Annotated in this window: 21 protein-coding genes and 1 tRNA gene; 16 read left to right on the top strand and 6 right to left on the bottom strand. The window is 70.5% G+C overall.

Going from position 1 to position 21,529, the window contains the following annotated elements; all coding sequences use genetic code 11:
• The first annotated feature begins 31 nt into the window (after positions 1-31).
• The 6 genes from lgt (at position 32) to ACFO0B_RS28145 (ending at position 5,946) form a co-directional block, all read left to right on the top strand.
• Complete coding sequence (gene lgt / locus ACFO0B_RS28170) at positions 32-1,336, top strand: prolipoprotein diacylglyceryl transferase (RefSeq protein ID WP_378616264.1); 1,305 nt, start codon at positions 32-34, stop codon at positions 1,334-1,336.
• A gap of 73 nt (positions 1,337-1,409) precedes the next feature.
• Positions 1,410-1,949: a TM2 domain-containing protein gene (locus tag ACFO0B_RS28165; protein WP_378616130.1), complete on the top strand. Its 540-nt coding sequence runs from the start codon at positions 1,410-1,412 to the stop codon at positions 1,947-1,949.
• Positions 1,950-2,050: 101 nt separating this feature from the next.
• Entirely contained in the window at positions 2,051-2,818 is a 768-nt protein-coding gene (locus ACFO0B_RS28160) for an amino acid ABC transporter substrate-binding protein (RefSeq protein ID WP_378616128.1), read from the top strand.
• Between the two features lie 6 nt (positions 2,819-2,824).
• Entirely contained in the window at positions 2,825-3,493 is a 669-nt protein-coding gene (locus tag ACFO0B_RS28155) for an amino acid ABC transporter permease (protein ID WP_378616126.1), read from the top strand.
• 70 nt (positions 3,494-3,563) lie between these two features.
• Complete coding sequence (gene pyk / locus ACFO0B_RS28150) at positions 3,564-4,982, top strand: pyruvate kinase (RefSeq protein WP_378616124.1); 1,419 nt, start codon at positions 3,564-3,566, stop codon at positions 4,980-4,982.
• A 52-nt stretch (positions 4,983-5,034) separates the two neighbouring features.
• Positions 5,035-5,946 (top strand): acyl-CoA thioesterase, encoded by a 912-nt coding sequence (locus ACFO0B_RS28145; RefSeq protein ID WP_378616122.1) that lies wholly within the window; start codon positions 5,035-5,037, stop codon positions 5,944-5,946.
• Positions 5,947-5,967: 21 nt separating this feature from the next.
• Here ACFO0B_RS28145 and ACFO0B_RS28140 read toward each other — a convergent pair whose 3' ends face one another.
• Both ACFO0B_RS28140 and ACFO0B_RS28135 read right to left on the bottom strand, forming a co-directional pair.
• Positions 5,968-6,381 (bottom strand): hypothetical protein, encoded by a 414-nt coding sequence (locus tag ACFO0B_RS28140; protein WP_378616120.1) that lies wholly within the window; start codon positions 6,379-6,381, stop codon positions 5,968-5,970.
• A 173-nt stretch (positions 6,382-6,554) separates the two neighbouring features.
• Positions 6,555-7,172, bottom strand: a complete 618-nt coding sequence (locus ACFO0B_RS28135) for an arsenate reductase/protein-tyrosine-phosphatase family protein (RefSeq protein WP_378616118.1) — start codon at positions 7,170-7,172, stop codon at positions 6,555-6,557.
• Positions 7,173-7,435: 263 nt separating this feature from the next.
• On the opposite strand from ACFO0B_RS28135, the gene ACFO0B_RS28130 reads away from it, so the two are divergent.
• On the top strand, positions 7,436-8,032 hold the full coding sequence (locus ACFO0B_RS28130; protein WP_378616116.1) for a hypothetical protein: 597 nt from the start codon (positions 7,436-7,438) through the stop codon (positions 8,030-8,032).
• Positions 8,033-8,078: 46 nt separating this feature from the next.
• On the opposite strand, the gene ACFO0B_RS28125 is transcribed toward ACFO0B_RS28130, so the two are convergent.
• A tRNA-Leu gene (locus ACFO0B_RS28125) sits at positions 8,079-8,165 on the bottom strand.
• A gap of 144 nt (positions 8,166-8,309) precedes the next feature.
• On the opposite strand from ACFO0B_RS28125, the gene ACFO0B_RS28120 reads away from it, so the two are divergent.
• The 8 genes from ACFO0B_RS28120 to polA all read left to right on the top strand — a co-directional run bounded on the left by ACFO0B_RS28120 (position 8,310) and on the right by polA (position 18,716).
• Positions 8,310-8,927, top strand: a complete 618-nt coding sequence (locus tag ACFO0B_RS28120) for an ANTAR domain-containing response regulator (RefSeq protein WP_067655508.1) — start codon at positions 8,310-8,312, stop codon at positions 8,925-8,927.
• 305 nt (positions 8,928-9,232) lie between these two features.
• Entirely contained in the window at positions 9,233-10,435 is a 1,203-nt protein-coding gene (locus ACFO0B_RS28115) for a branched-chain amino acid ABC transporter substrate-binding protein (protein WP_378616262.1), read from the top strand.
• Between the two features lie 103 nt (positions 10,436-10,538).
• Positions 10,539-11,576 carry a branched-chain amino acid ABC transporter permease gene (locus tag ACFO0B_RS28110; protein ID WP_378616114.1) on the top strand — a complete coding sequence of 346 codons (1,038 nt, stop codon included), beginning with the start codon at positions 10,539-10,541 and terminating at the stop codon, positions 11,574-11,576.
• A 92-nt stretch (positions 11,577-11,668) separates the two neighbouring features.
• Positions 11,669-13,045: a branched-chain amino acid ABC transporter permease gene (locus tag ACFO0B_RS28105; protein ID WP_378616260.1), complete on the top strand. Its 1,377-nt coding sequence runs from the start codon at positions 11,669-11,671 to the stop codon at positions 13,043-13,045.
• Positions 13,042-14,010 (top strand): ABC transporter ATP-binding protein, encoded by a 969-nt coding sequence (locus ACFO0B_RS28100; protein ID WP_378616112.1) that lies wholly within the window; start codon positions 13,042-13,044, stop codon positions 14,008-14,010. Before ACFO0B_RS28105 ends, ACFO0B_RS28100 begins: the two co-directional genes overlap by 4 nt.
• On the top strand, positions 14,010-14,741 hold the full coding sequence (locus ACFO0B_RS28095) for an ABC transporter ATP-binding protein (RefSeq protein ID WP_378616110.1): 732 nt from the start codon (positions 14,010-14,012) through the stop codon (positions 14,739-14,741). The genes ACFO0B_RS28100 and ACFO0B_RS28095 overlap by 1 nt, the downstream gene beginning before the upstream one ends.
• A 192-nt stretch (positions 14,742-14,933) precedes the next feature.
• A complete protein-coding gene (locus ACFO0B_RS28090) occupies positions 14,934-15,929 on the top strand; it encodes a neutral zinc metallopeptidase (RefSeq protein WP_378616108.1) in 996 nt (331 codons plus the stop codon).
• 51 nt (positions 15,930-15,980) lie between these two features.
• Positions 15,981-18,716 (top strand): DNA polymerase I, encoded by a 2,736-nt coding sequence (polA, locus tag ACFO0B_RS28085; RefSeq protein WP_378616106.1) that lies wholly within the window; start codon positions 15,981-15,983, stop codon positions 18,714-18,716.
• Between the two features lie 257 nt (positions 18,717-18,973).
• On the opposite strand, the gene ACFO0B_RS28080 is transcribed toward polA, so the two are convergent.
• Complete coding sequence (locus ACFO0B_RS28080) at positions 18,974-19,480, bottom strand: hypothetical protein (RefSeq protein WP_378616104.1); 507 nt, start codon at positions 19,478-19,480, stop codon at positions 18,974-18,976.
• Between the two features lie 585 nt (positions 19,481-20,065).
• Between ACFO0B_RS28080 and ACFO0B_RS28075 the strand changes: the two genes are divergently transcribed.
• Positions 20,066-20,500, top strand: a complete 435-nt coding sequence (locus tag ACFO0B_RS28075) for a 2-keto-3-deoxygluconate kinase (RefSeq protein ID WP_378616102.1) — start codon at positions 20,066-20,068, stop codon at positions 20,498-20,500.
• 69 nt (positions 20,501-20,569) lie between these two features.
• On the opposite strand, the gene trxA is transcribed toward ACFO0B_RS28075, so the two are convergent.
• Both trxA and ACFO0B_RS28065 read right to left on the bottom strand, forming a co-directional pair.
• The gene (gene trxA / locus ACFO0B_RS28070) at positions 20,570-20,938 is read right to left on the bottom strand and encodes a thioredoxin (RefSeq protein ID WP_233016870.1); all 369 of its coding nucleotides are present in this window, start codon (positions 20,936-20,938) and stop codon (positions 20,570-20,572) included.
• Between the two features lie 46 nt (positions 20,939-20,984).
• On the bottom strand, positions 20,985-21,503 hold the full coding sequence (locus tag ACFO0B_RS28065) for a 2'-5' RNA ligase family protein (protein ID WP_378616100.1): 519 nt from the start codon (positions 21,501-21,503) through the stop codon (positions 20,985-20,987).
• Positions 21,504-21,529 lie beyond the last annotated feature (26 nt).

The following is a 21,529-nucleotide window of genomic DNA, read 5'->3' as shown; positions in this document are numbered from 1 at the left end:
GGATACGGTGGCGTCCGTGACCTCACGAGTCCTGGCAGACAGTCTTTCCGGCGCCGCCGACGTGCTGGCCTACATTCCGAGTCCCGCGCAGGGTGTCTGGCAGCTGGGGCCGTTCCCGTTGCGCGCCTACGCCCTCTGCATCATCGCGGGCATCATCGTCGCCATCTGGTGGGGTGAGCGGCGCTGGCGGGAGCGCGGCGGGCAGCCGGGGGCGGTGCTCGACGTCGCCATGTTCGCGGTGCCGTTCGGGCTGATCGGCGGCAGGCTCTACCACGTCGCCACCGACTGGCAGAAGTACTTCGGGCCGGACGGGAACGCGATCGACGCGCTCAAGATCTACCAGGGCGGGCTCGGGATCTGGGGTGCGGTCGCGCTCGGCGCGGTCGGCGCCTGGATCGGCTGCCGGATCTACAAGATCCCGCTCCCCGCCCTCGGCGACGCCGTCGCGCCGGGGATCCTGCTGGCGCAGGCCATCGGCAGGCTCGGCAACTGGTTCAACCAGGAGCTGTACGGCCGGGAGACCGAGGTGCCGTGGGGGCTGGAGATCTACCGCCGGGTCGGCGACGACGGCCGGCTGGACATGATGGGCGGGGTCTCCACCGGCGTGGTGGACAAGGTCGTGCACCCGACCTTCCTCTACGAGCTGCTCTGGAACGTGCTGATCGTGATCGCCCTGGTTTGGCTGGACCGGCGGTACCGGATCGGACACGGGCGGCTCTTCGCGCTCTACGTCGCCTGGTACAGCTTCGGCCGCTTCTTCGTCGAGCTCATGCGGGACGACGAGGCGACGCACATCGCCGGGATCCGGATCAACTCGTTCACCGCGGCGGTCGTGTTCCTGCTCGCCATCGCCTACTTCGTCTTCGCCACCAAGGGGCGGGAGCGGGCGGAGCAGCTGCAGCCGGCCACCGGGCGGCCGTGGCCGTGGCAGCTCGGTGCGTTGCGCACCTACGGTGCCGCGGAGGCTGTTCCGGGCGACCCGGACGGGGTCGACGGATCGGCGGATTCGGAGGTCGAGGGTGAGCAGGCGGACGCGAAGGCGGCGGAGGCTGCGGACGCGAAGGACGAGGGTGCCTCCGTCGACGTGACGAAGGCGACCGCCGGAACGGCACCGGCGGGGGAGAAGCCCGAACCTCCCGCGGCGGGCACGGCGGAGGCGCCGGAGACGAAGACTTCGCCCGGGGCGAAGGCCACCGAAACCACTCCGGATCCGGATCTCGCGAAAACGTCGGAGGATTCCGGCAACGCCGACGCGGGTGCGCGCGATAACGGAACCGAGAGCGATGCGGGGTCCACCGCGACGAAACCGAGTGGTTCGCGCCAGAATGACTCGTGACCGTCGCGGCTCGCCGCCGCTCGGATCAGCACACGGGGCCTGAGCAAGGCGCCCGCACGACGGAGGAGGACGTGTGACCGACCCCTATCAGAACAATCCGGGTGGCCCCCAGTACGGGCCGCCCGGCACCGGCCCCGACCTGAACAAGTCCGGCGAGCAGCCGCAGCAGCCGTACGCCCAGTCGGACCCGTACGGCCAGCAGCAGTACGGTCAGCCCCAGCAGCAGTACGGCCAGCCGCAGTACGGCCAGCCGCCGCAGCAGTACGGGCAGCCGCAGTACGGCCAGCCCGCCGACCCGTACGCGAACCAGGGCGCCTACCCGGTTCCGCCGCCGCAGGGTTACAACCCGAACGACCCGGAGGCCCCGTACGGCCGCGACATCTACGGCGCCCCGTTCTCCGACAAGCAGAAGCTCGTCGCCGGCCTGCTGCAGATCTTCGTCGGCTCCCTCGGGGTCGGCCGGTTCTACCTCGGCTACACCACGATCGGCGTGCTCCAGCTCGTGGTGAGCATCGTGACCTGCGGCATCGGCGCGATCTGGCCGCTGATCGACGGAATCATGATCCTCATGGGCAAGGTGCCCGACGTCCAGGGCCGCCCGCTGCGGGACTGACTCCGCGCCTCCCGAGGCGTCGCCGCCGCCCGCGGTGGCGTCTCGGGCCGTTTCCGGCCGGGGAGCGATAGGCTGAGCCTCTCCGTCGAAAGGGGTCAGCCGTGCGCCGCAGGCTGTTCGCCGCCGTTCTGCTCGCCGTCCTCGCCGCCACCGGCCTGACGGCGTGTAGCGGCTCGAGCGACCCCGACGTGCTCCGCGTCGGCACCGAGGGCACCTACGCGCCCTTCAGCTTCCAGGGCACCGACGGCGCGCTCACCGGCTACGACGTCGAGATCGCGCGGGCCGTCGGCGAGAAGCTGGGCAAGCGGGTCGAGTTCGTGCAGACCCCGTGGGACGCCATCTTCGCCGGGCTGGAATCGCGCCGCTTCGACGTGGTCGCCAACCAGGTGACGGTCACCCCGGAGCGCAGCCGGAAGTACGGCATCTCCACCCCGTACACCGTCTCCGAGGGCGTCGTCGTCACCCGCGCCGACGACAACTCGATCACCTCGCTCGCCGACCTGCGCGGCAAGACCAGCGCCCAGTCGGTCACCAGCAACTGGAACCAGGTCGCCACCGACGCCGGCGCGAAGGTCGAGGCCGTCGAGGGCTTCGTGCAGGCCGTGCAGCTGCTGAAGAACGGCCGGGTGGACGCCACCGTCAACGACAACCTCGCGGTCGCCGAGTACACCACCCGCACCGGCGACAGCGGCGTCAAGGTGGCGGCCGAGACCGGCTCCACCACCGAGCAGGCCTTCGCCACCAGGAAGGACGACGCGCTGCTGGCCGACCTGAACCGCGCCCTGGACGAGCTGCGCGCCGACGGAACCCTGAAGCGGATCTCGGAGAAGTACTTCGGCACCGACGTCAGCGCCCCCGCGGGCAACTGACCCCGGATGGATCCCGCCACCAGGGAGCTGATCCTGCACAACCTGGCGCCGATGCTGCGCGCCACGGTGACCATGACGCTCCCGCTCACCGCCGTCAGCTTCGTCATCGGGTTGGTGCTCGCGCTGCTGCTCGCGCTGGCCAGGTTGTCGCCGCTGTGGGTGCTCTCGGTGCCCGCCCGGGTCTACATCTCGATCATCCGCGGCACGCCGCTGCTGGTGCAGCTCTTCATCGTCTTCTACGCGCTGCCGCAGTTCGGGATCGTCATCGACCCTTTCCCGGCCGCGGTGATCGCGTTCAGCCTCAATGTCGGCGGCTACGCGGCCGAGGTGGTGCGGGCGGCGATCCTCTCGGTGGCGCACGGGCAGTGGGAGGCATCCTGGGCGGTGGGGCTGCGCTACCCGCAGATCCTGCGGCTGGTGATCCTGCCGCAGGCCGCCCGGATCGCCGTCCCCCCGCTCAGCAACACCCTGATCTCGCTGGTCAAGGACACCTCGCTGGCCTCGACGATCCTGGTCACCGAGCTGCTCAGGACCGCCCAGCTGGCGGCGGCGCCGACCTTCGACTTCTTCGCGCTGTACGGCGTGGCCGCGGTGTACTACTGGGTCATCTGCCTGGTGCTCGGCTTCGGCCAGACCCGGTTGGAGACGCGGCTCTCCCGGCACGTCGCGCGGTGAGCACCAGTTCACGAGAGCTTCATCCGCGCCGAGGAGAGCGAAGGGCGCGGGCAGGACTAGTCTCGACGCCGTGATGCGACGGACGAAGATTGTGTGCACTCTCGGACCGGCCACTGCCTCCGAGGACCGTATTCGCGAACTCGTCGAGAGCGGCATGGACGTTGCCCGGCTGAACTTCAGCCACGGTGAGCACGCGGACCACGCCGAGAACTACAAGAAGGTTCGCCAGGCCTCCGACCACGCCGGTCGCGCCGTCGGCATCCTCGCCGACCTACAGGGGCCCAAGATCCGGCTCGGCCGGTTCACCGAGGGCCGCACCACCTGGGCCACCGGGGAAGAGGTGCGGATCACCGTCGACGAGGTCGACGGCACGCACGACCGGGTCTCCACCACGTACAAGGAACTCGCCGCGGACGCCAAGGCGGGTGACCGGCTGCTGGTCGACGACGGCAAGGTCGGGCTCACCGTCACCGGGGTCGATGGCAACGACGTGATCTGCCGGGTCACCGAGGGCGGCCCGGTCTCCAACAACAAGGGCGTCTCGCTGCCCGGCATGAACGTCTCGGTGCCCGCGCTCTCCGAGAAGGACATCGAGGACCTGGAGTTCGCCCTCGCGCTCGGCGTCGACTTCATCGCGCTCTCCTTCGTGCGCTCGCCGTCGGACGTCGAGCTGGTGCACGACATCATGGACCGGGTCGGGCGCCGGGTGCCGGTGATCGGCAAGCTGGAGAAGCCGGAGGCCATCGACAACCTGGAGGCCGTCGTGCTCGCCTTCGACGCCGTCATGGTCGCCCGCGGCGACCTCGGCGTCGAGCTGCCGCTGGAGCAGGTGCCGCTGGTGCAGAAGCGGGCCATCCAGATGGCGCGGGAGAACGCCAAGCCGGTGATCGTGGCGACCCAGATGCTGGAGTCCATGATCGAGAACTCCCGCCCGACCAGGGCCGAGGCCTCGGACGTCGCCAACGCGGTGCTGGACGGCGCGGACGCGGTCATGCTCTCCGGCGAGACCTCGGTCGGCGCCTACCCGATCGACACCGTGCGCACCATGGCGCGGATCGTGCACGCGGTGGAGTCCGAGTCGACGACGGTGCCGCCGCTGACCCACGTGCCGCGCACCAAGCGCGGCGTCATCTCCTACGCCGCGCGCGACATCGGCGAGCGGCTGAACGCCAAGGCGCTGGTCGCCTTCACCCAGTCGGGTGACACCGTGCGCCGTCTCGCGCGGCTGCACACCCCGCTGCCGCTGCTCGCCTTCACCCCGCTCCCGGAGGTGCGCAGCCAGCTCTCGCTGACCTGGGGAACGGAAACGTTCCTGGTCCCGACGGTGCACAGCACCGACGCCATGATCAAGCAGGTGGACGCCGCGCTGCTCACCCTCGGCCGCTACCAGCGGGGTGACCTGGTGGTCATCGTGGCCGGCTCCCCGCCCGGAACCGTCGGTTCCACTAACCTGATCCACGTACACCGGATCGGTGAGGAGGACCATTAGTGAGTGACCTATCCGCTGCCATGTCCGTCCCGGCGACGGGCGGTGTGCGGCTGTGACCCCGGCGGTTCCCGGTGCGGTGACGGCCGGGACCGAGATCGGGACCGATCTCGCCGTGCTGCTCGACCTCCTCGACCTCGAGGAGGTCGGGGGGGACGTGTTCGTCGGGCAGCACCCGGCGAAGGTGTGGAGCCGGACCTTCGGCGGCCAGCTGGTCTCGCAGGCCATCATCGCCGCGGGCCGCACCGTCGGTGATCGCCCGGTGCACGCGGTGAACGCGCACTTCGTGCGGGGCGGTGACGTCAAGAAGCCGATCGAGTACCACGTCGAGCGGCACCGCGACGGGCGCGCCTTCGCCAACCGCACGGTCACCGCGAGCCAGGACGGCCAGGAGCTGTTCGTCATGCTCGCGGCGTTCCAGGAGTGGGGGCGCGGGCTGGAGCACGCGCACGAGCGCCCCGACGTGCCCGATCCGGAGAGCCTGCCGCGCATCGAGCAGAGCTTCGCCGGGTTCGAGGACAAGCTGGAGATGTTCGTGAACGCCCCGCGGCCGATCGACCTCCGCTACACCAACGACCCGTCCTGGATCCTCAAGGGCACCGGGGAGAAGCTCAACCACAACCGGGTCTGGATGAAGGCCGACGGCACGCTGCCGGACGATCCGCTGCTGCACAACGCGACGCTCGGCTACTCGTCGGACACCACCGTGCTGGATTCCATCATCACCACGCACGGGCTCTCGTGGGGGCTGGATCGGATCGTCGCGGCGACGGTGAACCACTCCATCTGGTTCCACCGGCCGTTCCGCTTCGACGAGTGGACGCTGTACGCCACCGAGTCACCGGTGGCGGCGGGGTCGCGCGGGCTCGCCACCGGGCGGTTCTACGCGCGCACCGGTGAGTTGCTCGCGACCACCGTGCAGGAGGGTGTGATCCGGCACTTCCCGCCGCGTCGGCCGAAGAACTAGGGGAGTAGGCGACGGCGCCGGTCAGATCCGCTCTCGGTCGGTGTCCAGGTCGACGTCGGTGCGCTGGGTGGCGCTGAGCGTGAACGGGATCTCCGGCTCGTCGCGCGGCGCCGCGTAGAGCGCGAGCAGCAGCTTGTGCTCCAGCGCGGCGATGTCGTCGTCGGTGAGCTCGGCCGGTGCGCCGACCAGGCTCAGCGCGATCTCGTAGCTACCGCGCGCCCCCGGGTCGAGCCCCGGGTTGTCGGTGCGCCACCGGGTTTCCAGGGCCGCATGGCGCGGGTCGTCGGCATCGACCGGCAGGGTGAAGCGCCAGGCGAAGACGTCCCGCTCCGCCAGGTGGGTGTCGACCGCGTCGCGCACCGCGCGCACCACGTGGTCGAGGGTCTCGGGGGTGAGGTAGACGTGGAGCGAAACATCCGAAATCCGCTTCGGCATGCCTGATTCCTGTCCTCGGGGCGCGCCGGAAGCGGCGCAGGGCTCGTCCGCGGGGAGTGTAGCGCCGGGGCCTTCGGCTGGAACCGGCACCACGCCGGAGCGGCGGTCGTCGCGGCGCGGGTGTGGTGCCGCCGGGTGCGGGCGCGGCGGCCACCGTCGCCGCGGCCGGCCGCTCACCGGGTGCGGTTGGCGGCGAGGAACGCCGAGAGCGGTGCCTGCGGCTGCGGCCGGATCACCAGCCCCAGCTGGACCTCCTCCACCGGCCGCGCCTGCTCGTACGGCGCGAGCGCGAGCAGCAGCGGCACCACCGCCTCCGCGATCCGATCACCCACCTCGCAGTACGACTGCGCCGAGAGCCCGACCGGATCGGCGATGTTCTCCCGGTGCACGTACGCCAGATCGTTACGCGCGGCATGCAATTCGCCGATCGTCCGCGCCCCCGTCAGCTTCGCGATCCGCCGCGCCTCCAGCAGCGTGAAGCTCCGCGCCGGCGCCCCGAACCCCATCCCGCCCGCCTGATCCCGGAGCTGATCGGTCATGGCCAGGATCAGATCCGCCCGATCCACCAGCTCCGGCGTCAGCCGCCGCGCCCGGAACCCATCCGGATCGCCCCCCAGCCCGGAGATCGTCTGCGCCGCCAGCGGTTCCACCGGAAACCCGACCAGCGCGCGCGTCCCCGCGCTCTCCGCGGTGAGCCGCGGCAACTCGTAGTCGACCGCGAGGGCGCGCGTGAGCCGCTCGGCGATCGCCGAACGGCAAACGTTGCCATTGCAGACGAACAGGACGTGCATACGACAACGGTATGCAGGTCACAGCGCTGTCACGACCCCGCGCAGCGGGAAATCACACCCCACCCGACAACTGTTCATCCGCAGGTCGGATCCCGTACACGCCCCCTGGGAAACCCTTCCCGGGGGTTTGTATCGGTCGGAAGCGGCGCCGAACAATCGGCTGGCTTCCCGCCGACCCGGCGCCGCCGCACCCCGCAGGCAATGCATCGGCAGAGGCTCGGCCGGCGGTCGCGCGCGCTTCGGCCGCATCAGACCATGCGTTCTTGCCCGACCTCGACGCCATGGGGTTCCATCGAGCGGTGGATGATTCGGTGCTCCAGAGGGATGGCCAGGCACGGTTGTCGGCCATAGCGACTCTCTACGCCGCCGCAGCGCAGCGGGACAGCGCGATCCAGGCGGGAATCGTTGGTATCTACACCATAGCCTTCGCGTTCTCGGGCGTGCTGCTCACCGTCGTCAGCAATCACTCCGGTGATTTTCACGGATTCCGTATAGCCATGGTCCCGCTGCCGATCTGGGTGCTTGTTTCCATAGCGCTTGTCGCGGCCAAATCGGCGGGAGCGAATCAGACTACGATGCGCTACCTCCAGTCGAGGCTGGACGCCATCGGGGGAGTCGACCGTCCGGCCCTCGACGAGCTCGCCCGGCAAGATGTCAGCCCAGCCGTCATCCCGGTGGCAGGTCTGGCTCTCCTCGCCCCGGCGGGTGTACTCGTCTGGCTGACTGTCCACTGTCTTGTCCAGGCCGCATCTGCGGGATGGGGCTGGGTCTTCTGGGCCATCTTCTACGTCGTGTTCGGAATTCTGTTCGTCACCGCGACGTTCTCGGGTCGCCGACGTTCCGCAGCACCACCCCGGTGAACGCGTAAAGCGACAACGCCCGAAATCGAAATTCCGGGGCCCGCCGTGGTGCCGAGTGTGGGACTCGAACCCACACGCCCTTTCGGGCAACGGTTTTTGAGACCGTCGCGTCTGCCAGTTCCGCCAACCCGGCGCACCGGAAGCGACTATAGCCGCTCGGCGCCCCCGCCCGCGAAACGGCGGGGCGGGGCGGGGTTCGCGCAGGGTATATGGGTTGTCCGGCGAGCTGAACGGTACTCTCTACAGCACTCGCATGCGGAACCAGAGGGGTCTACCAATGAGCACTACAGCAGGGGGCGCCGGCCCGACGCGGGACACCGGTGCGAAGCGGGTCGTCGTCGCCGAGGACGAGACGCTCATCAGGATGGACCTGGTCGAGATGCTCACCGAAGAGGGCTACGAGGTGGTCGGCGAGGCCGGTGACGGGCAGCAGGCGGTCGACCTCGCGGTGGAGCAGAAACCCGATCTGGTGATCATGGACGTCAAGATGCCGCGCCGGGACGGGATCGACGCCGCCGCCGAGATCGCGTCGAAACGTGTTGCGCCGGTTGTGATCCTGACCGCATTCAGCCAGCGCGACCTGGTGGAGCGGGCGCGCGACGCCGGGGCGATGGCCTACCTGGTGAAGCCGTTCACGAAGTCCGACCTGGTTCCGGCCATCGAGCTGGCGGCGAGCCGCTTCCACGAGATCACCGCGCTGGAGAGCGAGGTGGCGAACCTCTCCGAGCGGCTGGAGACCCGCAAATTGGTCGAGCGCGCCAAGGGCGTGCTGATGCAGACCCAGGGGCTGTCCGAGCCGCAGGCGTTCAAGTGGATCCAGCGCACCGCGATGGATCGGCGCACCACCATGAAGGCGGTCGCGGAGGTCGTGCTGGAGAATCTCGCGCCGCAGTGATCTGCGCTGCATTTTCGATACCCGCGGAACGCGTGTCAGGGGGCTGAGCGACGCGTCCGCGGAATCGTGGCGGGGAAATCCCGCCGTCGCGGCCGGAAATTTTACGTGCCGGAAACCTGAACTGCGAGAACAATTCGACACGAAGTCGTCTTCATGTAGCGATTGTGATGCGGATCCATCGTACCGACGCTATGTTTCTGACCGGGCTGACGCGGTCGGCCTCCCCGGTCCGACCGGGGGAACACAGGAACGTAGAGGTGAGACGCGTGCTGAGTTCGACATGGCGAAGGCGCTCCACGCGCGGCGTGCTGGCATTCGGTGCCGTCGCCGCGCTGGTGCTGACCGGATGTGGCGACAAGTCGACGAGCGACGGTGCGGATTCGTCCGGCACCGCGGGTGCGGGCGGGTTGTCGATCCAGCCCGTGCTGCAGGTCGACGCGCAGGGCAAGGAGATCCCGAAGGCGGACGCGGCCACGGCGGCCGATCCGGCAGGCGCGGGCGGCGCCACCTGCCCGGCGGGCACCTCGATCGCCATGGCAGGCGCGCTCACCGGCCCGGACGCGGCGCTCGGCATCAACATCGTCAACGGGGTGAAGCTGGCGCTGGACCAGCACAACAAGGCGAACCCGGGTTGTCAGATCGCGCTGAAGCAGTTCGACACCGAGGGTGACCCGCAGAAGGCGTCCCAGGTGATCCCGCAGGTCGTCAACGATCCGACGGTGATCGGACTGGTCGGCCCGGCCTTCTCCGGCGAGACCAAGGCGACCGGCCAGATCCTCAGCGACGCCGGGCTGGTCTCGGTCACCTCGTCGGCGACCAATGCCACGCTCACCGCGAACGGCTGGCAGACCTTCTTCCGCGGTCTGGCCAACGACGACGTGCAGGGCCCCTCGGTGGCGAACTACCTGGTGAACACCGCCGGGTACAAGAAGGTCTGCGTCGTGCAGGACAACACCGACTACGGCACCGGCCTGGCCAAGAGCATCACGGCCGGCCTCGGCGCCGCCGCCGACCCGGCCTGCGCCGCCAGCATCAAGAAGGGCGACAAGGACTTCTCGGCCACCGTCACCCAGATCTCGGCCGCCGCGCCGGACGCCATCTTCTACTCGGGCTACTACTCCGAGGGCGCCCCGCTGGCCCAGCAGCTGAAGTCGGGCGGCGTGGACGCGGTCTTCGTCTCCGCGGACGGCACCAACGACCCGCAGTTCGTCGCGCAGGCGGGCAGCTCGGCCAAGGGCGCGGTGCTCTCCTGCCCGTGCGGCCCGGCGCCGGAGACCTTCGCCAAGGAGTACGAGGCGCTGAACGGCCAGGCGCCGGGCGTGTACTCGGTCGAGGCCTACGACCTGACCACGATCCTGGCCAAGGGCATCGACGGCGGCGCGGTCACCAGGCCCGCCCTGCTCGACTACGTGAAGACGTACGACGGCGCGGGCCTGGCCCGCCAGTACAAGTGGAATCCGAACGGTGAACTGTCCAACGCGCTGATCTGGATCTACGAGGTCAAGTAGCCGGACGACCGGCGAAACGGCACGTGCGAACCCTGCCGGGGGGCGTACGTGCCGTTTCGTCCGGGGCCGAATCCGTGAGGGTGAAGATGAGGGCGAATTACGAATGACGACATCAACTCTGCTCGGCGCGGCCCACCTCGCCGACGGGTCGATCGACTTCAACTACGAGGGCGTGATCGACCAGTTCTGGCGGCTCACCGTCGACGGGCTGTCCTACGGTGCGATCTACGCGCTGGTCGCCGTCGGCTACACGCTGGTCTACGGCGTGCTGCGGCTGATCAACTTCGCCCACTCCGAGGTCTTCATGCTCGGGCTGTTCGGGCAGTACATCGGGCTCATGCTGCTCGGCTTCGGGCCCAGCGGTGACGTCTACTCGCAGGGCATCCTGCTCACCGTCACCTACCTGGGGCTGGCGATGATCTTCGGCATGGCGGTCTCCGGCGCCGCCGCGGTCGGGCTGGAGCGGGTGGCCTACCGGCCGCTGCGCAGGCGCGGGGCGAAACCGCTGATCTTCCTGATCACCGCGATCGGCATGTCGTTCGTGCTGCAGGAGTTCGTGCACTTCGTGCTCCCGGAGATCTGGCCGGGGCTGGGCGGCACCAATGCCCAGCAGCCGATCATGCTGGTCGAGCCGGAGGTGCAGTTCAGCTTCGGCGGCGCCGACGTCACCAATGTGACGCTGGTGATCATCGCCGCCGCGGTGATCCTGGCGATCGCGACCGAGATCGTGATCAACCGGACCAAGTTCGGCCGCGGTATCCGCGCGGTCGCGCAGGACCCGGACACCGCGACCCTGATGGGCGTCTCCCGGGAGCGCGTCATCATGCTGACCTTCCTGATCGGCGGGGTCCTCGCCGGCGCCGCCGCGCTGCTCTACGCGCTCAAGATCCCGAACGGCATCATCTACTCCGGCGGTTTCGTGCTCGGCATCAAGGCGTTCAGCGCCGCGGTGCTCGGCGGCATCGGCAACCTGCGCGGCGCGCTGCTCGGCGGGCTGCTGCTCGGCCTCGCGGAGAACTACGGCCAGATCCTCTTCGGCACCGAGTGGCGCGACGTGGTCGCCTTCGTGGTGCTGGTGCTGGTGCTGATGTTCCGGCCGACCGGCATCCTCGGTGAGAGTCTCGGGAAGGCACGCGTATGACCGACCACGATCCGGCGACGCAGCGCCTGCCGATCCAGCAGGCCGCGCCGCCGAAGGACAGCTCGCCCGCGCCCGCACCGCGGGCGCGCCCGATGCACGGCGTCGGCGACGCGCTGCGCTCCTGGTGGGCGGGGCTCTCCCGGCCCGCCCAGTGGGCCGTCGGCGTGCCCGCGCTGATCGTGCTCGCGCTGCTCCCGCTCTTCCCGCCGCCCTTCCTGAACACGCCGGGCACCAGCTTCGGCGGGGTCATGGCGCAGTTCGCCATGTACGCGCTGATCGCCATCGGGCTCAACGTGGTGGTCGGCCAGGCCGGGCTGCTCGACCTCGGCTACGTCGGCTTCTACGCCGTCGGCGCCTACACCGTCGGGCTGCTGACCAGCCCGAACAGCCCGTGGAACCAGACCGACGGCGGCTGGCTGAACGAGGACTGGGCCTGGCTGGCCTGCGTGCCGATCGCGGTCGCGGTGACCGCGATGTCCGGGCTGATCCTCGGCTCGCCCACACTCCGGCTGCGCGGCGACTACCTGGCCATCGTGACGCTCGGCTTCGGCGAGATCGTCCGGCTGCTCGCCGACAACCTCGGCGACGTCACCAACGGCAGCCTCGGCCTCTCCGGGATCGCCTACCCGCGGGTCGGCGAATCGGCGGAGCAGCCGAACGGCTACTTCTCCTCGGGCAATGTCGGCGACTCGAACTCGTCGAACCTGCTGGACAAGGCGAACTCCGGGGTCTGGTGGTTCTGGATCGGCATGATCCTGGTGATCATCGTGCTGCTGATCGTCGGCAACCTGGAGCGCAGCCGGGTCGGCCGCGCCTGGGTGGCGATCCGCGAGGACGAGGACGCCGCCGAGGTCATGGGGGTGCCCGCCTTCAAGTTCAAGCTCTGGGCCTTCATGATCGGCGCCGCCATCGGCGGGCTCTCCGGCGCGCTCTACGCGGGCCAGGTGCAGTTCATCAACCCGACCGGCTTCAACATCATCAACTCGATGCTCTTCCTCTGCGCGGTGGTGATCGGCGGGCAGGGCAACAAGCTCGGCGTGATCGTCGGCGCCTTCATCATCGTCTGGCTGCCGAACCGGCTGATGTCGGTGCAGCTGGTGGAGCAGAGCGCCACCGGCTACGCGCTGCTCGCGCTCACGATCGTCGTGCTGATCGCGGCCGTCGTCGGGTGGCGGAAGTGGGCGCGGCACCAGGAGTCGACGGGGGTGCGGTACGGCTACGTCCTCGGATCGATCGCGGTGCTCGTCGGGCTGTTCGTCGTGCTCGGCGATACGCTGGTGACCCAGCAGCAGGGCGCGCAGTCGCTCGGCGACTTCAAGTACCTCTTCTTCGGCATCACCCTGGTGGTGCTGATGATCTTCCGGCCGCAGGGGCTCTTCCCGGCGCGGCAGAAGCTGCTCACCTACGGCCGCCAGATCTACCAGGCGGTCCGCAGACCGGCCGCCGGACCGAACGGAGAACGGGCATGACCGGGCCCGGTGCGGGTGACGCGCTGTTCGACAACGAGGACATGTCCGCGGGCTACCGCAAGCCGCCGGAGCCGGTGGAGTACGCGGGCGACGTCGAGGTGACGGCGGTGCTTCCGGTGCTTGCCGACCCCGACGCGGTCGCCGAGGTGGTGGCGCCGAGCCGGACGATCGACACCCCGGTCGGGGAGGCGCTGCTGCGCACCGACGGGCTGACCGTGAAGTTCGGCGGGCTGACCGCGCTGGACAGCGTCGACTTCGAGATCCGCCGCGGCGAGATCCTCGGGTTGATCGGGCCGAACGGCGCGGGCAAGACCACCTGCTTCAACGCCATCAGCGGGGTCTACCGGCCGACCTCGGGCACGGTGTACTTCGACGGCAAGCCGCTCACCAAGACCAAGCGCAACGCCATCACCCGGCTCGGCATCGCGCGCACCTTCCAGAACATCCGGCTCTTCGGCGAGATGACCGCGCTGGAGAACGTGGTGGTCGGCACCGATGCCAGGCACAGGACCTCGGTGCCCGGCGCGATCTTCCGCACCCCGCGGCACCGCCGCGAGGAGCGCGACGCCATCGAGCGCGGCATGGCGCTGCTCGAGTTCGTCGGGATCGCGCCGCGCGCGGTGGAGAAGGCGCGCAACCTCTCCTACGGCGACCAGCGCCGGCTGGAGATCGCCCGCGCGCTGGCCACCGAGCCGAAGCTGCTCTGCCTGGACGAGCCGGCCGCCGGCTTCAACCCGAGCGAGAAGTCGGCGCTCATGGAGCTGATCCGCAAGATCCGCGACGACGGCTTCACCGTGCTGCTCATCGAGCACGACATGCGGCTGGTGATGGGCGTGACCGACCGGATCGTGGTGCTGGAGTTCGGCCGCAAGATCGCCGACGGGCTGCCCGCCGAGATCCGGGAGAACCCGGACGTGATCGCGGCCTACCTCGGCGTGCCCGACGACGAAGAAGGGGGGCAGTGATGGGTGACACGGACGTGCTGCTCGAAGTCACCGACATGGTGGTGAACTACGGCAGGATCCAGGCGCTGCACGGGGTCTCGCTGCAGGTCAGGCAGGGTGAGCTGGTGACACTGCTCGGCGCCAACGGCGCGGGCAAGACCACCACCATGCGCGCGCTCTCCGGGCTGCTGCCGCTCACCGGTGGCCGGGTGGTCTTCGACGGCGAGGACATCACGCACGTCAAGGCGCACGAGCGGGTGGGGCGCGGGCTCATCCAGGCGCCGGAGGGGCGCGGCGTCTTCCCCGGCATGACGGTGGTCGAGAACCTCGAGATGGGGTGCTACGCCCGGCCCTTCAAGGAGAAGGCCGAGTACGCGAAGACCCTGGACTGGGTGTTCGAGCTCTTCCCGCGGCTGGCCGAACGGCGCAAGCAGGTCGGCGGCACGCTCTCCGGCGGCGAGCAGCAGATGCTCGCCATCGGCCGCTCGCTGATGGCGCGGCCGCGGCTGCTGCTGCTGGACGAGCCGTCGATGGGGCTGGCCCCCATGGTGATCCAGCAGATCTTCCGGATCATCGGACAGATCAACGCCGAGGGGACGACGGTGCTGCTGGTCGAGCAGAACGCGCAGCAGGCGCTGGCGCGCAGCACCCGCGCCTACATCCTGGAGACCGGCGAGGTGACCAAGACCGGCGGCGGCCGCGAGCTGCTCACCGATCCCGCCGTGAAATCGGCGTACCTCGGCGTCGGCTGAGCCGGGTCCGCCGCGGCCGCGCGGTGAAAGAGCCTGCTCCGCGGGGTCTTCCGCCGCGCAGGGCGGCGACGCGGCGGTCGCGGCGCGGCAGCGGCCGCTCCGGAGGCGCTTGCGGTGCGCACGGCGCTCCGCTTCCATGGAGCCGGTGGCGCGGGCAACGGCGCCGGTGCCACCACGGAGCGAGGGGGAACGATGAGCGTGCCGTGGTGGAGCCGGCCGCGCCGGTTGATCGCCCTCGCGGCGGGTGCGGCGGTGATCGGGCTGGTGCTGGCCGCCGGGGTCTCCCGGCCCGCGCACCGGACCGTGGAGCCGCCGACCGAGCTGCGCGCGGCGCGCGGCGTCCCGGCGGGCCCCGGCTTCGCGGGCCTGCTCGACGAGGCCGGTCGCCCGGCCGGTGACGACGCGCCACCGGTGGCCGAGCTGCCGCTGGCCGGGGTGCCGCTGCGCGCGGGGCCCGGCGCCCCCGACCCGCGCCCGGTCTTCGCGCTCGCCGACCACCCCCTGCTGGCCAGGCACGCCGGGCTGGCCAGGATCAGCTGCGAGCTGCCGCCCTGGCACGACGAGCCGCGCGGCGCCGAGGCGTTCCTGCGGGCGACGCTGGACTGCCTGGACGACAGCTGGGCGGTGACGCTGCGCAATGCCGGGCTGCCCTTCCGTCCGCCGCGGCTGGCGCTGCCCGCGGCCGGGGCCCGCAGTGCGTGCCCGGACCGGCTGCCAGGCCCGGCCGACCGGCCGTTCTACTGTCCGGCCGAGGAGAGCATCGTCGTCCCCGCCGAGGCGCTGCGGCCGCTCGGCGCCGGTTCCCGGCTCGGCACCCAGCTCGCGGTGCTCGGCCACGAGTACGGCCACCACGTGCAGCAGCTGGTCGGCGTGGTGCGCGCCTACACCGACGCGCGCACCGCGGCAGGCTGGAGCTCCGAGCGCGGCCAGGAGCAGAGCCGCAGGCTCGACCTGCAGGCATGGTGCTTCTCCGGCATGTTCCTCGGCACCAACCACGGCCGCGGCGACATCGATCGGCGCACCTGGGACGAGGCCGCGAGCGCGGTCCGGACCAGCGGCGACCGGCCCGGCGAGCCGCGGCTGCTCGGCAGCGGGGAGTCGGTGTGGGGCTGGTGGCGCTGGGGTTCGGACACCGGCGACACCTGGGAGTGCAACAGCTGGTACGCGGCCGCGCCGCACGTCGGCTGAGCCGCGCGGGTCCCGGCCTCCGATGTCGGAGCCGGTCCCTAGACTCACGGTGTGACTTCACCGACCACGCAGCCAGCCACCTCCGCCGCCGCCCCGACCGCGGGCGGTGACCGGCCGACGTTGCTGCTGCTGGACGGGCACTCGATCGCCTACCGCGCCTTCTTCGCGCTGCCCGCGGAGAATTTCAAGACCGTCACCGGGCAGACCACGAACGCCGTCTACGGCTTCACCGCCATGCTGATCAACCTGCTCAGGGACGAGAAGCCGACGCACGTGGCCGCCGCCTTCGACGTCTCCCGCGCGACGTTCCGCACCGAGGCGTACCCGGAGTACAAGGCCAACCGCAGCGCCACCCCGGACGAGTTCCGCGGCCAGGTCGAGCTGACCAAGGACGTGCTCGCCGCGCTCGGCATCCCGGTGATGGCGATCGAGGGCTACGAGGCCGACGACGTGATCGCCACCATCACCACCCAGGCGCTGCGCGACGGCTTCCGGATCCTGGTCGTCACCGGCGACCGCGACGCCATCCAGCTGGTGAACGACGACGTCACCGTGCTCTACCCGCGCAAGGGCGTCTCCGACCTGACCCGCTTCACCCCCGAGGAGGTGCAGGCCAAGTACGGCCTCACCCCCGCCCAGTACCCGGACTACGCGGCGCTGCGCGGCGACCCGAGCGACAACCTGCCCGGCATCCCCGGCGTCGGCGAGAAGACCGCGGCCAAGTGGATCCGCGAATACGGCGACCTGGCCGCGCTGGTCGACCGGGTGGACGAGGTCAAGGGCAAGGTCGGCGAGGCACTGCGCGCCAACCTGAGCAGCGTGGTGCTGAACCGGCAGCTCACCGAGATGGTGAAGGACGTCCCGCTGCCGTACACCCCAGAGCAGCTGGCCAAGGCGCCGTGGGATCGGAACCGGATCCACCAGCTCTTCGACGACCTGGAGTTCCGGGTGCTGCGCGACCGGATCTTCGAGACGCTGGCCCCGCCGGAGCCGGAGGCCGAATCCGGCTTCGAGATCAGCGGCGGTGCGCTGGAGGTCGGCGCGGTCGGCGAGTGGCTCGCCGAGCACGCGAAAGCCGGTGCGCGGCACGGCCTCTCGGTGGTCGGCAGCGGCAGCCCGGCCGCCGGTGACGTGCGCGCGCTCGCCATCGCCGCGGCGGACGGCGAGGGCGGCTACATCGACACGACGGTGCTCACCCCGGAGGACGAGGCCGCGCTCGGCGCCTGGCTGGCCGACCCGGCGGTGCCGAAGGCGCTGCACGAGGCGAAGGCCGCCATCCACGCGCTGCGCGGCCGCGGCTGGAGCCTCGGTGGCCTCGCCACCGACACCGCGCTCGCCGCCTACCTGGTGCGCCCGGGGCAGCGCAGCTTCAACCTGGACGATCTCTCGCTGCGCTACCTGCGCCGCGAGCTGCGCGCCGAGGTGGACGAGACCCCGCAGCTCTCGCTGCTGGACTCCGAGGACGCCGCCGACGTCGAGCTGGCCACCGCCGAGATGCTGCGCGCCCGCGCCGTCGCCGACCTGGCCGACGCGCTGGACGAGGAGCTGGCGAAGATCGAGTCGGTGCCGCTGCTCACCGAGATGGAGCTGCCGCTGCTCGGCGTGCTCGCCACCCTGGAGGAGTCCGGCATCGCGGTCGACACCGACCAGCTCGGCACGCTGCAGCGCACCTTCGCGGACAAGGTGAACGACGCCGCCGAGGCGGCGTACGGCGTGATCGGCAAGCAGATCAACCTCGGCTCACCGAAGCAGCTGCAGGTGGTGCTCTTCGACGAGCTGGACATGCCGAAGACCAAGCGCACCAAGACCGGCTACACCACCGACGCCGACGCGCTGGAATCGCTCTTCGAGAAGACCGAGCACCCCTTCCTGGAGCACCTGCTCGCGCACCGGGACGCCACCCGGCTCAAGGTCACGGTGGACGGGCTGCTCAAGTCGGTCGCCGACGACGGCCGCATCCACACCACCTTCAACCAGACCATCGCCGCCACCGGCAGGCTGTCGTCCACCGAGCCCAACCTGCAGAACATCCCGATCCGCACCGACACCGGCAGGCAGATCCGCGACACCTTCGTCGTCGGCGCGGGCTACGCCGAGCTGATGACCGCCGACTACAGCCAGATCGAGATGCGGATCATGGCGCACCTCTCCGGCGACGAGGGGCTGATCGAGGCCTTCAACTCCGGCGAGGACCTGCACACCTTCGTGGCGTCGAAGGCCTTCGACATCCCGATCTCCGAGGTGCACCCGGAGATGCGGCGGCGGATCAAGGCCATGTCCTACGGCCTGGCCTACGGGCTCAGCGCCTTCGGCCTCTCCGCGCAGCTCAAGATCAGCACCGCCGAGGCGAAGGAGCAGATGGAGACCTACTTCGCCCGCTTCGGCCGGATCAGGGACTACCTGTACGAGGTGGTGGAGCAGGCCCGCAAGGTCGGCTACACGCAGACGCTCTTCGGCCGCCGCCGCTACCTGCCCGATCTGGACACCAGCAATCGGCAGCGCCGCGAGGCCGCCGAGCGGATGGCGCTGAACGCGCCGATCCAGGGCACCGCCGCCGACATCATCAAGGTCGCCATGATCAATGTGCACAATGCGATCGAGGCCGCCGGGCTGCGCTCGCGGATGCTGCTGCAGATCCACGACGAGCTGGTCTTCGAGGTCGCCGACGGCGAGCGGGCGGAGCTGGAGCGGCTGGCCCGCGAGGAGATGTCGGCGGTGCTCGAGATGTCGGTGCCGCTGGACGTCTCGGTCGGCACCGGACGCAGCTGGAACGCCGCCGCGCACTGACCCCCTTTCCGCACGTCATCCGCAACGCCGGCGGCGCGTCACCGCGGACGAGATCCGGTCGCAGGCGTTCGGCGGTCTGGACACCGACCTGCGGCAGTCCGTCGCGCGGATCGAGGCGAGCCCGTACATCCCGCACAGGGACGCCATCCGCGGCTTCGTCGTCGACGTCGCCACCGGCAAGCTGAACGAGGTCGTCTGACCCCTCGCGCGCGGCGACCGGCCCGCGCGAGCCCCCGGCTCGCGCGGGCCGGTCCGTGTCAGAACTCCAGCGTGCCCCGCGCGGGCCAGGCGCCGTCGGCGCGGTGCTGCTGCACCACCCGGACCCAGACCTGCCAGGCCGCCGTCCCGGCCGGCTGGTAGCGGTTGGTGTCCAGGTCGAGGGTCAGCTCGAAATCCTCGTCCGGCTCGGGGGAGCGGCCGGTGCAGCGGGCCGCGACCAGGTAGCGGGCGGAGCGGTCGTCACCGTTGCCGAGCTCGTACTCGACCCGCCAGCGCACCGGGTGGATCCGGACCCCGCGCGGCTCCCGGCCGCTCTCGCCCGCCGCGCTGTAATCGGCGGCCACCTCGTACTCGCCGAGCGCGGTGTACTCGTAGACCTCCCCGCTGGCCGAGTCGACCACGAAGCGCAGTGCCGCCGCCTCCTCGGGGAGCGGCGTGCAGACCCAGCCGCGCTCGAAGGGCACCGAGCGGAACGTCAGCCCCGGCCCGAGGAGCTCCGTCAGATGGTGTTCGGCGCGCACTGTGTCGTCGGTCGGCTGGATCATGCTCGCTCTTCTCTTCCCCCACGGCCTTGCCCGCGAAAGCGATTCGCGGACTTCTTCTTTCGGCACGACGCCGGCTACGCCGTCCGACACTGGGTTGGACGCGCGGGGTGAACCGGCGGTTCCGCACTGTGACCGGTGCGACGTTCGACCGGATGGCGCATGAGTTGCGGAGCCCCGGGCCGCCGGGTGCGGGTCCGGATCGGACCGCGCGGCCCTCATGCGCGCCGCGCACTACCGCGCCGTGCGCGTGACCCCGCGCACAGCACCGCCGTGAGCTGCGCGAACACTACTTGCGGGTAGCGCGGACACGGGGTGTTAACGCGGTTGCCATCCCCGGACGACATCCCTATTGTGAAAGCCGTGCCGTACCCCGCCCGCCACCGCGCCGCAGCGCTCGATATCGCAGACCGCGATCGCGCCGCGCGCATTCCGCTCACCGCGATGGTGGCGCGGCGACTGCTCGTAGTAGCTCGCCGTAGCGAGGTCTGATCCGGACCAGCCCCCTCGCTGCGGGCTTACCTCGAACGTTACCGCTGGTCACCCCTGTTTCATTCGGACACACTCTCCGGGAAGACCGAACCTGCCATGACCATGTTGACTCTCGACATCGATACCTTCCGGACCGCCGCCCCCGCCGCCCTTCGGGCCGAGTGCGCCGGTCTCACCGACTCCGACTTCCGCGCCCGCTACTGCGCTGAGCAGGGCCCGATCCGGCTGGGCGACTGGTCGCCCGCGGACAGCCGCAGCGCCTGCTTCACCGCCACCATCGAATTCGCCGACCGGCTGCGCAGCGTGGTCGCCACCGGCAGCCCGGTGGCCGCGCTGACCTCCGCCCTCTACAGCGAGGGGTACCCGGTCGAGCTCCTGCAGTTCCACCAGCGCACGACCGCCGCCGGAACCGCGACCTTCGTCCGCTGCGAGCTGAACGGCCGCAGGGGCTGGGGCGCCGCGCTCGCCGACGACGGCCTGGAATCCACCGTCCGCGCCATGATCGCGGGCGTGAACGGGCTCGGTGCCTGACCGGCGCCTCCCGAACGAACCGAGGGCCGCTCACGGATCGTGAGCGGCCCTCGTCGTCGGTGCGCGCGCCTACTCGGCGGGCTGCTGCTCCGCGAGCTGTTTGCGCACGTCGTCCATGTCCAGCGCCTTCACCTGGGAGACCAGGTCCTCCAGCGCGGCCGGGGGCAGCGCGCCGGGCTGCGCGAAGACGAGCACGCCCTCGCGGAAGGCCATGATCGTCGGGATCGAGCGGATGTTGGCGGCGGCGGCGAGGCTCTGCTCGGCCTCGGTGTCCACCTTGCCGTGCACCACGTCGGGGTGCTTGTCCGCGGACGCCTCGAAGGTGGGCGCGAAGCTCTTGCACGGACCGCACCACGAGGCCCAGAAATCGACGAGTACCACGTCGTTCCCGGTCACAACCTCGTCGAAGTTCTGCTGGGTCAGCGTCTGGGTGGCCATGTCGTCCTCTCGTTGCGTGTGCCTGCTGTAACGCGGGCCTACCGTTCTATGTTCCACGGACAGTCCACTCGCGGCGCCGAACGCCGTCCCATCGGCGAATACCCACCACCGTCGCCGGGGAATCACCGTCGGCCGCGATCAGCCCGACCGCCGCGCCGAGCAGCTCCGGCGGCAGCCGCCTGGCCAGCGTCACGTGCGGGGTCCAGGAGTCCGGTTCCGAGTTCTGCAGAATGCCGGGCGCGCCGCCGACAGCGACGTGTATCCGGCGGTGCAGCGCGAGCAGCGCCCGGGTCGGGATCACCAGCCGCACCAGGATCAGCCGCCGGGTGCCGAAAACCACCGGGCTGCCCAGCGTGATCGGAAACGGCTCGAACTCCAGCTCGGACAGCGCGGCCTCGGCCTCGGGGGTCAGCTCGGCGGCGACCGCGGCGGTGATGTGCGGCCGGTTCGAGGCCCCGGTGTGCGCGGCCTGGCTCGGCAGCCCGGCGGCGGCGAGCGCCCGCCACTGCGCCCGCACCGCGGACTCGGCCGCCGCGTCCAGCAGCAGTTCGACGGACTGCACCATGATCGTCCGACGGTAACCGACCCCGC

The organism is Nocardia jiangsuensis (genome assembly GCF_042650385.1).
Taxonomy (GTDB): Bacteria; Actinomycetota; Actinomycetes; order Mycobacteriales; family Mycobacteriaceae; genus Nocardia; species Nocardia jiangsuensis.
This window is presented reverse-complemented; position numbering and strand designations above follow the sequence as displayed.